This window comes from Knoellia sp. Soil729, from assembly GCF_001427985.1.
GTDB lineage: Bacteria > Actinomycetota > Actinomycetes > Actinomycetales > Dermatophilaceae > Knoellia.
The window spans coordinates 250,918-264,775 of record NZ_LMSA01000001.1; the positions used below are offsets into that span (position 1 = coordinate 250,918).

Genomic DNA, 13,858 nt, shown 5'->3' on the forward strand with positions numbered 1-13,858 from the left:
CGAGGCAGTCTGGACGAGGAGGGGACGGTATGCCGGGTACGGACGCGAGCGCCGGTCTCCAGATCAGCCTCACTGCCGGGGGACGGCGCTACGACCTCGTCGTGCCGGTGGGGGCGCAGGTCACCGAGGTCCTGTCGGTCCTCGGGATCGCCTCGCGCGCCAACCCGCACGCCATCGCCACGCCCAGCGGGCGCATCCTCGGCCCGCACGACACCTTCGACGAGTCGGTGCCGACCGGGTCCATCCTCAGCGTGGTGCCGGTGACCACGCATGCCGTGACCCGGGACATCCTCAACCTCGACCGGGGACGCGGCGCCGGCGGTGCCCGGGCCAGCACTCCCTCGGGATCCGGTGGACGCCACCGGGACGAGGCACCGGCCGCCGTGCACCCGGAGGTCGACGAGTCGACCCGTCGCCGCGGCGAGGGTGCGCCGACCGATGCGTCCGACGTGACCGCCCCACGGTCCAGCCTCGGCGGGCGTGGGACCGGGCCGGGCGCGGGGCAGGGCATGGCCAGCCGGTCCCGTGCGCCCGGCTCCGTACCTCCGCTCCGACGCACCACTCCAGCGGCGCTCCCCTCGACGTCTGCGCAGCTCCTCTGGCTCGCTGCCGCCTTCGGCGCCGTCACCAGCCTCGTCGCTGCGTGGGGGCTCGCCAGCCAGGTGGAGCGCGATGCACCGTCCTCCGTGTTCGGCCTGGACCCGGCATGGCTGCCCACTGCCGCCGCCGCCCTCCTCGCAGCCGGGGCCATCGGGCTGGCGGCCTTGAGCAGCAACCGGTCCCACCGGTTCGCCGCCGCGGCATCGGCACCCGCCCTCGGCCTGGGCGCCGGCCTCACGCTGCCGCTGCCCGACTCACCCGGACGTGGCTCGGTCGCCGTGGTCGCCGGCTGCGCCGTGGCCGTGCTCGCCCTGGCGATCACCCGGACGCGGGTCGACGTCGACTCCCCCGGGGACCGCACGGTCATGACGGCGATCGGTGGCCTGGGCCTGCTCGTGGGGCTGGGGACGGTGCTCGACTGGCCCGGTCCCGCTGTCGCGGCCCTCGTCGCCGGGCTGGGGCCGCTCTTGATGCGCCTGCTGCCCACGACGAGTCTCACGGTCGACCTCAACCAGCTCGTCGACACCGAGCGCCTCTCGACGACGATCTGGTCGGTGCGTGAGCGCGGCGCCACCCGGCGCAAACGGCTCGCGCGGGCAGACGTGCGCGCGCGCTTCGAGGCGGCCCGCGAGATCGTGGCGATCGGCACGGCCTACCTCTCCCTCGCGACCGCCGTCGGCGGATGGGTGCTGGTGACGAGCGCCGGCACCGACCGCGTGACGCGGTGGGGATCGGTCGCTGCACTGGTCGTCGCAGCCCTGGCCTGCAGCTACCAGTCGCGATCGGTGCGAGACCGCCTCCCCCGCTACAGCATGCTCGCCGCCTCCGCTGCGCTGCTGCTCGCGGCAGCCGTCGCGCTGCTCGGGACAGGGTGGGACGGTGCGGCCTTCGTGGTCTTCGTGGTCGGCTCGATCATCGCGTGGACCAGTGTCGCGAGCGCCGCTGCGATCGCCCGCGGCTACCGCAGCACGCGCATGTCGCGCTTCGCGGACGCGATCGAGACGATGACCGTCGCCCTCTGCCTGCCGCTCGGCATCGTGGCCGCGGGCGGGGTCGAAGCCCTCCGGCGGGTCACCTCCGGCTGAGTCCTCCACCGGACGGCCGCCGCATCGGCGCCTTCCGCCGGAACCGCCTTCCATCAGCTCAGCGGACTCGGGTCACCCCCAGACCTGGGGCGAGGACTCGTCGGTGCCCTCGTACCAGCTCTCCTCGTCCTCCACGGTCAGCCTGTCGACGTCCTCGGGGGTGCCCTTCTGGTCGCCTTGGCGGGACCCGCCACGCCCGGCCGCACCCAGGGCGGCACCACCGCGCCCGGAGCCGCTCCGGCCCGTGCCCGCGGCGCCCTTGCTGCCCGGCCCGCGGCCACCTGCCTTGGCGCCCTGGGCACCAGCGGTGGGAACGACGCCGCCGCCCTTGCCGCCACCGACCTTCGGGACGCCGTACTTGCCCGAACCCGTGGACCCCTTGACTGCGCTCCCCCGGCCAGAGGCGCCGGCGGAGCCTCGTCCTGCCGCTGCCCCGCCACCGGGCACCATCGAAGAACCGCGCGTGCCGCCACCGGCGCGCAAGGCCGCGCCGCGAGAGCGACCGGCGCCTCCTCTGGCTGAGCTCGCGCCTGCGCGTGACGAGCCCCCGGAGAACATCCCACCAGCGCGAGCACGCAGCAGACCACCGAGGCCTGCAGCACCGGCCACCCCTCCGGCCGCGACACCTCCGGCCCCCACGCCGCTGCCACCGCTGCCACCGCTGCCACCGCTGCCACCGCTACCGGTCGGAGGGCTGCCCTCTGAGCCACCCGGAACGGTCGAGGTGGGGTGGCCGGTCGTGCCGGTCACGTCACCGTCCGAGCTGATCGGGTCATGGACGTCCGGAGTGGAACCGGGGCCCTCGTCCGGAACGATCATGGTGGGGCCGTCATCCGGACCCGGACCCACGGGGACCAGGCCCGTGTCGTCCGGGATGCCGATGACCGGGTTGCCCACCGGAACGCCGATCTGAACCACGCCCTGCCCACCGCTGGGGTAGCTGCTCGACCCCGTCCGGGTGGCCGAACCGGGAGTGCGCGTGGTGGACGCCGGGCCCTGGTTGTCGTAGGGAGTGGACTCCGAGTCGTCCTGCACGTCAATGGGCATCGTCGCCTTCGCCGTCCGCGTGTCCGTGTCGAGCTGCTCGAGGACCTTCTTGGCAGCCAGGTTGCGCTGTTGCCACTTCGCGTCCTCGGCGGCAGCCGCGTCCGGGACGCTGTACTTCTCGACGTTCTCGGCCGTGGGCGTGTAGGGCGCCGGGAGGCGCATGTGGTCGGCCGGGTCGACGTAGGTGGAGATGCTCGCGACGTCGGAGTACCACGCTGCCTTGGCATCGACGACGGCCTTGTAGACCTGCCCAAGGCTCGTGTCCACGTCACCGACCTCGCCGGCGTGGGCGTCGAGGGTGTCGCTCAGCTTCTTGAGCGTGGACTGGGCCGCCGTCGCCGCCGGCCCAGTCCAGCCCTTGCCACCGTCCGCCGGCGCCTGCAGCTCGCTGCGCACGGCACGCACGTCCTTGGCGAGGCTCTCGAGCTGGCTCCTGGCCGCCTGCCAGTCGGCCTGCGTGAGCGAGATGGACCCGGTGTCCACCGCGAAGACCTTGAAGAGCTCGCGCTCGTACTTCTTGGCCTTGGGGTCGAGCGTGGGGCCGCCCCCACCACCGTCAGAGATCAGAACCATTGCTGTGCTCCTTCGTCGTGGCGGCGACCCCATCCGTCGCTGCCGTGCGTGCATGGAAGTCGTCACGGTGGGAGTCGGCCCGGTGGGAGTCGGCCCGGTCGGGCGTTCGGCCCGGGAGCGCCGTGGTCGCTTCGCTCGGCCGACGTCGCAGGACAAGCACGAGGACCGCGACCAGGGCCAGCACCGCCACTGCGCCCAACAACCACGGCAGGGCGGAGCCACCGTCGTGCGAGGTGGCACCGGACGACTGTGATGGGCCGGCCGCCTCGGGCGAGGTGGAGGAGCCGGCAGCCGAGGCGCTGGGCGAGGCCTGCGCGGAGGTGCCGCGAGAGGAGCTGGGGGTGCTGCCCGTCGAGCCTTGCGTGGCGGCGGTGATCTGCTGTGCGGTCGGTATGACGACGCCCTTGTCCACCACCATGGGGTTGGTGTCGGGCAGGGACTCGACGTCGACCTTCACGGCGTCCGCGGGGTCCGCGATGCCGAAGCCGTAGGACTCGGTCTTGCCCGTGGCCTTCGGGAGGTTGTCACCGACGCGGCGGAACCAGGTGAGGTGCTTGCCGTCCTCGGCCCGCATCCCGATCTGGTCCCTGAGCGCCTGCAGCACCTGGTTGCCGGTCGCGCCGGGGTGCGCCGACCAGACCGCCGCGAGGCCTCCCGCGGTGATGGCCGTGGCCTGGGAGCTTCCGTCGGAGAGGACGTCGCTGCGCCATCCCGACGGCGTCCACTGGCCGGCAGCGATCCTGGTGCCGGGAGCGGCGAAGTCGACGAACGAGCTCCTGCGCATGGCGCTGGTGTCGAGGTTGCCGGCCGCGTCGACATGCGTCACCGTGACGACGCCGTTGCCGATGCCCGGCCAGAAGACCTGTCGCGTCTCGTTGTTGGTGGAGGCGACGACGATGGCCCCCGCGCGATAGGCACCGAGGAGGGCCTCGACGTAGGCGTCGTCGTAGTCCGTGGTCAGGCTGATGCTGATCACCCGTGCCCCGTCCCTGACCGCCTGGCCGATCGCCCGCGCCGTGGCCTCCGAGGCCTCGTTGAGGCTCGGGTCGGTCAGACCGCACGAGAGCTTCGTCGGGTTCGAGGGCGCCGGATAGGTGACCGCGTAGTGGCGCAGAGTGGCTTCCGGGGCGATGCCCGAGATGCCCCGCCCGCCCGATGCGGTCCCCCGGCCGGAGCCGACCAGGAGCGAGGCCATGCGCGTGGCATGGTCGGCCGCCTCCCCTTTGACGGTCGCGGGCTGTTTGCCGCCACCGGCCGCCAGGCACTCGGTCCGGGACGAGGCCACCCTGCCCTTGAGCTCGGGGACGCTCGAGTCGATCGGCCCGTCGATGAGCGCCACGGTGATGCCCTTGCCCGCACCGCTGCGGTGGAGCTCGTCCACGCCCATGGCGGAGCGCCACCACTGCCCGTCGTCGAGCGCATCGGCACTGGCCGCGGGCACTGCCACGCACAGGCCCAGGACGGCGCCGCCCGCGGCCATGCCCAGGGCACGGCGACGCCTGTGGAGCAGCGGTCCGGTGGACATGGTCACTGCGGCGACGGCGAGTCCTGGCCCGGACCCGTCGGAACCACGGCCTCGCCGCGGGTGTCGGGGTTGGGGGCCGAGCCGTCGCCGGTCGGCACCTCGTCCTCCGGCATGGCACCGGTCGCGCCCCCGGCGGAGTCCGCATCGGCGGCGGCATCCTGCGCAGCCTGCGTGGAGGAGGCCTCGACCTGGTGGCGCGTGCTCTCGAGCGGGCCCCGCTCCCACCTCTGCCAGAGGTCGAGGAAGGCGCCGCCGGCCGCGTCGTCGTTGTCCCTCATCTGCCTGGCCGATGTCTTGATCCCCTGCGCGACGGAGTCCAGGTCGATCTTCGCGCCGCGCATGGTCTCGAGGTAGATCGTGCGCACCTGCGCGAAGACCCGCCCGTAGGAAGCCAGTGCGGGGACCTCACCGAACGAGCTCTCGTCCGCGAGGGCATCACGGATCTTCTTGATGCCCTCGCTGGAGTCGGTCTCCCACCTGGTCTGCTTGGTGTTGGCCAGGCTGTTCATGTACTCGGTGGGGTACTCGACCTTGTCGCCCATAGCTACCTCCCCTGAATCGTCATCACTGCGTGCGTTTCCGCACCGCTGCACCACGCTGCGTCTCGTCGGCCACTGCGCCGCTACGGCCCGTGGCGGCCTCGCTCGGACGCAACCCGTGCCGACACCCCACGTGGGGTGCCGGCACGATCGACCGCACAGCCGACCAGAGGGTCAGGACCAGCTGTTCTTGTTCTTGAGCTCACCGGCGAGGTAGGACTCCTTGGACTGCTCGACGGCCTTCTTGATGTCGAGGAGCAGCTCGTTGAGGTCCTGCACCTCACGGTTCCAGTTCTTCTTCACGTCCTCGAACGCACCCTTGGCGCCGGCCTCCCACTCGGACATGTAGGGCTTGAGGTCGCTCTCCATGTCGGAGACCTTGGTCTTGAGGTCGTTGACGCCCTTGACCATGTCCTGGATGAGGGTGTCGAGCCCCGCGCTGCCGACCTTGATGTTCTGGCCACTCATCACTTGCCACCCATCTGCGCGCTGTACTTGCTGAGGAGGTCGGAGGACATCTGGTCGTCCGACGTGTACTGCTTGTCATTGGAGATGAGGTTCTCGCGGAAGTGGTCGAGGATGTCGACCAGGTCCTTGGCCTGCACGGTCCAGGCGTTCTGCACGTTCTGGAACGCGCCGGCGCCGGCGCCCTCCCAGTGCGCCTTCACCTGCTCCATCTGCCCCTGCAGCGTGTTGAGCCTGGCCTTGAGGTCGGTGCGCGCCTGGTCGACGACGCCGGCACTCTTGGCGATCGCGCCGGAACCGACAGCAATGTTCTGGTTGCCCATGTCACTTCCCTTCTGTTCATGGCCCTGGGGCCTTCGGTGGTCCTACCGACCACTCCTGGTGGTTGGACCCCGGATTCAGACACCCCCGAAGTCCTGACATGGACGACCTTACGGGGGCGTACGACCCCCGGCCATGGGGAGAACTCCCCGTCTATGCTCGGGTGCGTCCTCCGTGTCGACGGAACGGACCAGAACTGCACGATCGGGGAGGACCACACTCGTGAGCCAGAGCACGGCGACGTCACTCGTCAGGTTGTCGGTGACGTCGGGGACCCGGCGCGCGGACCTGGGGATCCCGGGCTCCATCCCCGTCGCCGAGATCGTGCCGGACCTCGCTCGCGAGCTCGGCGTCCTCGACGCGCACTCGGCGAGCATGGGCTACCGGCTCATCCGCTCTGACGGGCACCTGGTCGAGGGCGACAGAAGCCTTGCAGCACAGGGGATCGAGGACGGTGCGGTGCTCAGCCTCGAGCCCAACCGACCCGATGACGAGAAGGTCTACGACGACGTCGTCGAGGCAGTGGCCGACCTGGTCGAGACCCAGTTTCCACCGTGGACCTCCGCACACAGCGCTGGCACGGCTGTCGGCGCAGCCGTCGTCCTGTTCCTCGCCGCTGCCTACGCCCTCTTCACCGCCCGCGACAGCGGCATCCTCGTCGCGGCGTTGGCGGGGGTCTGCGCCGTGCTCCTCGTGGCGGCCGCCGCGGTCCTGGCGCACGTGCGCCAGCAGCCCTCGGCTGGCGTGGCGCTCGCCCTGACTGCCGTGGCGTATGCCGGCGTGGCCGGCTTCGCCGCCGTCCCCGACGCGCCGCTGTGGGGCGAGGGACTGCTGTATGCCGGTGCCGCAGCCACCGTCGTCGGTGTCCTCGGCGCGCTCGCCGTCTCCCGCCACCGGCTGCTCGTCGGCACGAGCGCCGTCGTCGGACTCGCCATGGTCGCGCTGGGAAGCCTGAGCCACTTCCTCGGATGGGGCCTGGCACCGGTCGCCGTCGTCATCTTCGTCGTCGCCGCGGTCGTCGGGAACGTCCTTCCGTGGGTGGGGATCTCGTCCAGCCGACTGACGACCCACCCGCCCAAGTCGGACCTCGAGATCTTTGCCGACGTGCCGGAGGTCGAGCGTGACCAGGTCCGGCGACAGGTCGCGGCCGGGCACGAGCTCATGGTCGCCCTCGGGGTGGCCAGTGCCGCCGTCATGGTCCTGTGCACCCCGCAGATCGTTTCGATCGGCGTGTCCGGAGCGCTGCTGACGTTCGTCGGCTTCGTCGCCACCCTCCTGCGCACCCGGCACAGCCGTACCCGCACGACGGTGCTCATCGCCATGGTCACCGGCGTCGCGGGGGTGGCCGTGGCCGCCGTCGCCGCAGCGCAGACCCACCCGCAGTGGCGGCCCCTCCTGGCGCTGGCGCTCGCGGCGGCTGCCGCGCTCGTCGTGGGCCTCGCGCTGGTCCTGCCGCGCACCCGCCTCCAGCTCGGCCGCATCGCTGACTCCATGGAGGGCGTTGCCCTCGTCGCGCTCGCCCCCCTGGCCGCCCTCGCGGCCGGGCTTCTCTGAGGCGGCAGCGTGGCCACCAAGAAGGACCTCGTCGAGGCCCAGTCCTTCAGCAAGCGCCGGTTGACGACGGCGTTCGTCAGCGGAGCACCGGGTGGCCGTGAGGTCGAGCCCCACCGCCCGATGAAGGCAGTGGTCGGTGGGATCGCCCTCACCGTGGTGCTCGTCCTCGGAAGCCTCGCCTTCGGCTGGCTCAAGGGCTCGCTGCCGCAGAACTGGGGCAACAACAAGCTCGTCATCGCCAAGACCAGCGGAGCCCGCTACGTCTCGATCAAGGACACCCTCCACCCCGTCCTCAACACCACGAGCGCGCGCCTCCTCATCCCGGCTCACGACTTCGAGGTCATCGCCGTCGCCGACGACAAGCTGGCCACGAAGAAGCGCGGTGCCACGATCGGCATCCTCGGCGCTCCGGACTCGCTTCCTCCCGGACGGTCCCTGACCAACACCGGGTGGGTGTCCTGCCTCGGGCCGGGAGGCGGCGTCGCCACCTCAGTGGGTGCCTCCGCCAGGAGCACCCCCGCCACAGAGGGCGCCACCGTGGTGATGACCGGTCGTCAGCCCTTCGTCATCGCGGGGGGGATGCGCTACCCGGTCCCGGCCAACCAGCTCGACGACATCACCCTGGCGCTGGGGCTCGACGGCAGCCCGCCCCGGCAGGCTCCGGCCGTGTGGACCAACCTCTTCGCGCTCGGGCCCGGCCTCACGAAGCTGACCCTGCCCGGTTTCGGCAAGGCTGCGCCGGGGCTGCCGCCGGGTGCGACGGTCGGCACCGTCCTCGCGGTGGCGAGCAGCGGTCAGCAGGCACGCCGCTACCTCGTCAACTCCCGCGGCGAGCTCGAGCCCCTCCCGGACTTCGCGCACGCCCTCTACGGCCTGGGTTCGGGGAGCACCACGGCCAAGGCGGACCTCCCCGTCACACCGGCACAGGTCACGCAGCTCAAGGTGGTCCCGCAGCAGTTCGCCCCCAAGGAATGGCCGGCGGAGCTGCCCACCCTCGTCAGCGACGCACCCTGCGCGAGCCTCACGGCGGCCACGGACAGCAGGCCGACAGTCACCCTGTCCACGTCGACGACGGTCACGCCCGAGTCCGGCGTCACCAAGGTGGCGGTCGATCTCGGCACCGGAGCCCTGGTGCGGGCGATCGGAGCCGGGTCCCTTGGCTCCGGTCCGCTCCTGGCCATCGACCAGACGGGCACCTCCTACGCCATCGACGCCTCGACGCCCGACCTCCTGCAGCGTCTGGGCTACCAGCCGGCAGACGTGGCACCCGTGCCGCAGGCCTGGACCGAGCTGTTCCGCACCGGACCCGAGCTCAGCGTGAAGGCCGCCCAGACCACCGTGACCGCAGCGTCGTGACGGCTGGCCGGTCCGGGATCCTCGCGTCCCTCGGAGCACTCAGCCTCCTGGCGAGCAGCATCATCCTCCCAGTGATGGCGACTCCTGCCATGGCGCAGGCACGGGACTGCACCGAGGGCCAGACCCGTTTCATCGCCGACTCTCCCCCGGCGCTGTCGCGCCTCGCCGCCTCGCGTGCGTGGACCATGTCGACCGGCCGAGGCGTGGTCGTCGCCGTGGTCGACTCCGGTGTCGCCGCCGCCAACGCCCACTTCCCCAAGGGGTCGGTCCTGCCGGGCAAGAGCTTCGTCGGTGGCAGGGCCACCACGGACGAGACCGGCCACGGCACGGCCATCGCCGGCGTGATCGCTGCGCGCGACATCGGCGAGAAGTCCGGTGTGGTCGGGCTGGCCAAGGGCGCGACGATCCTGCCCGTCAAGATCACCGGCGGCGCACCAACCGGCGACGAGGAGCAACAGCGCTCGGCCAACCTCGCCAAGGGGATCTCGTATGCCGTGTCCGCGGGCGCGGACGTCATCAACCTCTCGCTCTCGACCACCTCGAACCGCCCGGACGTGCGCGCCGCGGTCGCCTCCGCCGTGAAGGCAGGCATCGTCGTCGTGGCCTCCGGCGGCAACCGCGACCAGTCGGCCGAGGCCAAGGACGGCCCCCGCTACCCGGCAGCCAACCCGGGCGTCGTCGGCGTCACGGCGGCGGACGCGCGAGACGTGGTCACGCAGAGCTCCATCCACGGCCCCCAGGTGGACCTCGCGGCCCCGGGCGACGACATCCTCACCACCTTCCGCGCCTGGGGCGACTGCGTCTTCTCGCAGGAGGCGCAGTCGAGCAGCTACGCGACGGCCTACGTCAGCGCCGCGGCGGCACTGATGCGCGAGCGCTACCGCTCGGCATCACCGGCCGAGATCGCCTACCGGCTCGAGGCCACGGCCTCACGAGGCTCGCGGACCGTGCGCGACGACGTCTCGGGCTGGGGTGTGGTGCAGCCCTACGAGGCGATGACGGCGGTGCTCGACGAGACGGTCGCCGGGCCCGTCGCCCCCGGGGCCACGCCCAGGGTCACGCCACCGCCCCAGGTGTCCGCCATCGACCTCACACCGGCCCGCGACCCCCGCGCCGGTGACCGCACGACCGTGCTGTGGCTGCTGCTCGGCACCGGCGCATCCGTGCTCGCTCTCGCCATGGCCCGGATGCTCCGCCAGCCGCAACGTTCCTGACGAGGTCCCGACCACGGGCAGCGACGCACGGGCAGCGGTTCGGGGGCGCGGGTCCCGCGCTCTGCGTGGGCCGGCATACGGGAGCGGGGAACCCGGTTGGGAGCACCGGTGAGGTTCTGGGAGAATCGCGCCCATGTCTGCTGACCTCACCCCCTCCCGCGCTGCCACGATCCCGGAGCGCCCCTCGCTGGACGGCCTCGAGGACAAGTGGGGGCAGGTATGGACGCAGGAGCGGACCTACACGTTCGACCGCGAGGCTGCGCTGTCCGGGCCGCGCTCGGCGGTCTTCTCGATCGACACTCCCCCGCCGACCGCGTCGGGCAGCCTGCACATGGGGCACGTGTTCTCCTACACGCACACCGACTGCATGGCGCGCTACAAGCGGATGGTGGGGTTCAACGTCTTCTACCCGATCGGCTGGGACGACAACGGCCTGCCGACCGAGAAGCGCGTCCAGAACTTCTACGGCGTGCGCGGCGATGCCACGCTCCCCCACGACCCGGCCTTCGAGCCGCCGCACCGCGGTGACGCCAAGAGTCTGCGCGCCGGCGATGCCATGCCGATCTCGCGGCAGAACTTCATCGAGCTGTGCGACGAGCTGACCGTGGAGGACGAGAAGGCCTTCGAGTCGCTCTTCCGCCGGCTCGGCCAGTCCTTCGACTGGGACATCTCCTACCGGACGATCGACGACCACTCGCGCGCCACGGCTCAGCAGGCGTTCCTGCGCAACCTTGCTCGCGGCGAGGCCTACCAGGCCGAGGCCCCGGGCCTGTGGGACGTGACCTTCCAGACCGCCGTCGCCCAGGCCGAGCTCGAGGCACGTGACTACCCCGGCGCCTACCACCGGGTGGCCTTCCACCCCGTCGGCGGCGACGACGCCGTCGCACCCGTCCACATCGAGACGACCCGGCCCGAGCTCATCCCCTCCGTCGTGGCGCTCATCGCCCACCCGGACGACGAGCGGTATGCCGGCCTGTTCGGTTCCACGGTCCGCTCACCGCTCTTCGGTGTCGAGGTGCCGGTCGTGGCGCACCCGCTCGCGGAGATGGACAAGGGCTCCGGCATCCTCATGTGCTGCACGTTCGGTGACCTCACCGACGTCATCTGGTGGCGTGAGCTGCAGCTGCCGACGCGCTCGGTCATCACCCGTCAGGGCCGTATCCAGGCCGAGCCCCCCGAGTGGATCGCCGGCGGCCCCGGCGCCGAGCTCTTCGGCGAGCTCGGCGGCAAGACCGTGCACTCCGCGCGCGAGGTCGTCGTGGCTGCGCTGCGCGAGTCCGGTGACCTCGACGGTGAGCCCACGGCGACGCAGCGCAAGGCCAACTTCTACGAGCGTGGCGAGAAGCCCCTCGAGATCGTCACGTCACGCCAGTGGTACATCCGCAACGGTGGCCGCGACGCCGAGCTCAATGCCGCTCTCGTGGCGCGCGGCGACGAGGTGGACTTCCACCCCGACTTCATGCGGACCCGCTACAAGAACTGGGTGGCCGGCCTCAACGGTGACTGGCTGGTGTCGCGCCAGCGCTTCTTCGGGGTCCCGATCCCGGTCTGGTACCCGCTGGACGCCCACGGTGAGCCCCTGTGGGACGAGGTCATCGTGCCGTCCGAGGAGTCGCTGCCGGTCGACCCCGCCGCCCAGGCCCCCGAGGGCTTCGAGGAGTCCCAGCGCGACCAGCCCGGTGGCTTCATCGGCGACGCGGACGTGCTCGACACCTGGGCTACGTCGTCGCTCTCGCCCCAGATCGCCGCCGGCTGGCGACAGGTCGACGAGTCCGGCTCGGTGACGACGGACCCGGTGTTCGACAAGGTGTTCCCGATGGACGTGCGTCCCCAGGGGCATGACATCATCCGCACCTGGCTCTTCTCGACGGTGGTGCGCTCGCACTTCGAGCACGGCACCGTCCCGTGGACCAACGCCGCGCTCAGCGGCTGGATCCTCGACCCCGACCGCAAGAAGATGAGCAAGTCCAAGGGCAACGTCGTCACGCCCGAGGACGTGCTGCGCGAGCACAGCGCCGATGCGGTCCGCTACTGGGCGGCCTCGGGCCGGCTCGGCACCGACGCGGCCTATGACGTCGGGCAGATGAAGGTCGGTCGCCGCCTCGCGATCAAGGTCCTCAACGCCTCGAAGTTCGCGCTCTCGTTCGGCGAGGTCGAGGGTGACCTGGCGTCGCGGGTGACCAACCCCCTGGACCGCGCGCTCCTCGCCGGGCTGGCCCAGGTCGTCGCCAGGGCGACTGCGGGCTTCGAGTCGTGGGACTACACCCGCTCGCTCGAGGTGACCGAGTCCTTCTTCTGGACCTTCTGCGACGACTACCTCGAGCTCGTCAAGGACCGGGCCTACGGCTCGCAGGGCGACGCCGAGGCCGAGTCGGCGCGCGCCACGCTCCGCATCGCCCTCGACGTCCAACTGCGGCTGCTCGCGCCGCTCCTGCCCTACGTCACCGAGGAGGTGTGGTCGTGGTGGCACGAGGGCTCGGTGCACCTCACCACCTGGCCGACCGCCGAGGAGGTTGCCGTCCCCGGGGAGCCCGTGGACCCAGCCATGCTCGGCGCGGTGGGCGCGGCGCTCGCCACGGTGCGCAAGAGCAAGTCCGAGGCCAAGCTGTCGATGCGTGCCGAGGTCGCCCGCATCACGCTGGGCGGCCCGGAGGCGCTGCTGCACCACGTGCGCGCCGGCGAGGCCGATCTCCGCTCGGCCGGCAAGGTCACCGGGTCGCTCGACCTCGTGGCCGCCGACGCGTGGGGTGCGAGCGACGTCGAGCTCATCCCCGTCGAGAAGCCGAAGGCCCAGACGCAGTCGTAGGGCGCACTCTCCGGGTTCCGGGACTCAGGCGTTCGACGGGGCCCTGGCACCGCCCAGGGAGGTTGCGGGCGCAAAGGCGCGCACCCGGCGGTGACCGGTCGGCTGGACGATGAACCAGGGCACCTGCCACCCGCTGAGTCCCAGCCTGCGCTCCACCACGGTGTCGCGGCGGAGGTGGCCGACCCTGCCCGTGCCGGGGTCGTAGACGTCGAGGACCCGGTCGCCATCACCGGGCAGGACGAGGACGACGTGGCGCGGGAGGTGCGTGCTGCCGACATAGAGCAACCCCGGCTCACCCTGCGCGACGACGTCGACGAGGCGCTCGAAGGCCGCACGCAGACCGGCGTCCGAGAGGTGCCTGACGGAGGCGACGTCGTAGCGCGTGCCGGACGTGGCCGCGCCGTACTCGAGCTCACGCTTGGCACCCCACGGAGGTGTGCCCAGGGCTCGTGGCCACGGGACGTCGAGCCAGTGGGGTCCGGCCAGGATGCCGTTGGTCCGCCGCATCACCACCCGCTCGTAGGCGGCGAACCTCTCGGCCTCGGTCTCTCCTGCCGGCGAACCCGGCAGTCGCGGCTCCCCGGTGCGCACCCAGCTGGCGAAGACGGGGTCGACGAGCATGCGCGCCACGGTGAGGCAGGCGGACCCACAGGTCACCGGTGACTGCTGCACCGGCCCCGTGTCGCCAGCGCGAAGTCGGTATGCCATGGCCACGGGCCCATCCTGTCGCGCGGGGGGCGTTCGCGCCACCACCTCTCGTGGACAACGGCTCA

At 71.8% G+C, this 13,858-nt stretch carries 11 protein-coding genes; 5 read left to right on the forward strand and 6 right to left on the reverse strand.

The window, feature by feature from the left end; genetic code table 11:
• Positions 1–29: 29 nt before the first annotated feature.
• Positions 30–1,685 (forward strand): hypothetical protein, encoded by a 1,656-nt coding sequence (locus ASG74_RS01180; protein WP_056138123.1) that lies wholly within the window; start codon positions 30–32, stop codon positions 1,683–1,685.
• Positions 1,686–1,757: 72 nt separating this feature from the next.
• On the opposite strand, the gene ASG74_RS01185 is transcribed toward ASG74_RS01180, so the two are convergent.
• The 5 genes from ASG74_RS01185 to ASG74_RS01205 form a co-directional block, all read right to left on the reverse strand.
• Positions 1,758–3,305, reverse strand: coding sequence for a WXG100 family type VII secretion target (locus ASG74_RS01185; RefSeq protein WP_056138125.1), 1,548 nt, complete (start codon positions 3,303–3,305; stop codon positions 1,758–1,760).
• Positions 3,289–4,830, reverse strand: coding sequence for a S8 family peptidase (locus ASG74_RS01190; protein ID WP_056138128.1), 1,542 nt, complete (start codon positions 4,828–4,830; stop codon positions 3,289–3,291). Before ASG74_RS01190 ends, ASG74_RS01185 begins: the two co-directional genes overlap by 17 nt.
• Positions 4,831–4,832: 2 nt before the next feature.
• On the reverse strand, positions 4,833–5,372 hold the full coding sequence (locus ASG74_RS01195; protein WP_056138129.1) for a hypothetical protein: 540 nt from the start codon (positions 5,370–5,372) through the stop codon (positions 4,833–4,835).
• A gap of 171 nt (positions 5,373–5,543) precedes the next feature.
• On the reverse strand, positions 5,544–5,837 hold the full coding sequence (locus ASG74_RS01200) for a WXG100 family type VII secretion target (RefSeq protein WP_056138131.1): 294 nt from the start codon (positions 5,835–5,837) through the stop codon (positions 5,544–5,546).
• Positions 5,837–6,157, reverse strand: coding sequence for a WXG100 family type VII secretion target (locus ASG74_RS01205; RefSeq protein WP_056138133.1), 321 nt, complete (start codon positions 6,155–6,157; stop codon positions 5,837–5,839). Before ASG74_RS01205 ends, ASG74_RS01200 begins: the two co-directional genes overlap by 1 nt.
• A gap of 220 nt (positions 6,158–6,377) precedes the next feature.
• On the opposite strand from ASG74_RS01205, the gene eccD reads away from it, so the two are divergent.
• From eccD to valS, 4 genes are all read left to right on the forward strand, one after another.
• A complete protein-coding gene (eccD, locus tag ASG74_RS01210) occupies positions 6,378–7,709 on the forward strand; it encodes a type VII secretion integral membrane protein EccD (protein WP_056138134.1) in 1,332 nt (443 codons plus the stop codon).
• 9 nt (positions 7,710–7,718) lie between these two features.
• Positions 7,719–9,065, forward strand: a complete 1,347-nt coding sequence (eccB, locus tag ASG74_RS01215) for a type VII secretion protein EccB (RefSeq protein WP_056138137.1) — start codon at positions 7,719–7,721, stop codon at positions 9,063–9,065.
• A 74-nt stretch (positions 9,066–9,139) separates the two neighbouring features.
• Positions 9,140–10,279 carry a S8 family serine peptidase gene (locus ASG74_RS01220; protein ID WP_156465239.1) on the forward strand — a complete coding sequence of 380 codons (1,140 nt, stop codon included), beginning with the start codon at positions 9,140–9,142 and terminating at the stop codon, positions 10,277–10,279.
• Between the two features lie 133 nt (positions 10,280–10,412).
• Positions 10,413–13,085: a valine--tRNA ligase gene (gene valS, locus ASG74_RS01225; protein ID WP_056138141.1), complete on the forward strand. Its 2,673-nt coding sequence runs from the start codon at positions 10,413–10,415 to the stop codon at positions 13,083–13,085.
• Between the two features lie 24 nt (positions 13,086–13,109).
• On the opposite strand, the gene ASG74_RS01230 is transcribed toward valS, so the two are convergent.
• Entirely contained in the window at positions 13,110–13,793 is a 684-nt protein-coding gene (locus ASG74_RS01230) for a hypothetical protein (protein WP_056139520.1), read from the reverse strand.
• Positions 13,794–13,858 lie beyond the last annotated feature (65 nt).

Coding starts and splice junctions, on each gene's coding strand:
- valS (WP_056138141.1), top strand. CDS start 10,413: ATGTCTGCTGACCTCACCCCCTCCCGCGCTGCCACGATCCCGGAGCGC.
- ASG74_RS01185 (WP_056138125.1), bottom strand. CDS start 3,305: ATGGTTCTGATCTCTGACGGTGGTGGGGGCGGCCCCACGCTCGACCCC.
- ASG74_RS01200 (WP_056138131.1), bottom strand. CDS start 5,837: ATGAGTGGCCAGAACATCAAGGTCGGCAGCGCGGGGCTCGACACCCTC.
- ASG74_RS01195 (WP_056138129.1), bottom strand. CDS start 5,372: ATGGGCGACAAGGTCGAGTACCCCACCGAGTACATGAACAGCCTGGCC.
- ASG74_RS01190 (WP_056138128.1), bottom strand. CDS start 4,830: ATGTCCACCGGACCGCTGCTCCACAGGCGTCGCCGTGCCCTGGGCATG.
- ASG74_RS01230 (WP_056139520.1), bottom strand. CDS start 13,793: ATGGCATACCGACTTCGCGCTGGCGACACGGGGCCGGTGCAGCAGTCA.
- ASG74_RS01180 (WP_056138123.1), top strand. CDS start 30: ATGCCGGGTACGGACGCGAGCGCCGGTCTCCAGATCAGCCTCACTGCC.
- ASG74_RS01220 (WP_156465239.1), top strand. CDS start 9,140: ATGGCGACTCCTGCCATGGCGCAGGCACGGGACTGCACCGAGGGCCAG.
- ASG74_RS01205 (WP_056138133.1), bottom strand. CDS start 6,157: ATGGGCAACCAGAACATTGCTGTCGGTTCCGGCGCGATCGCCAAGAGT.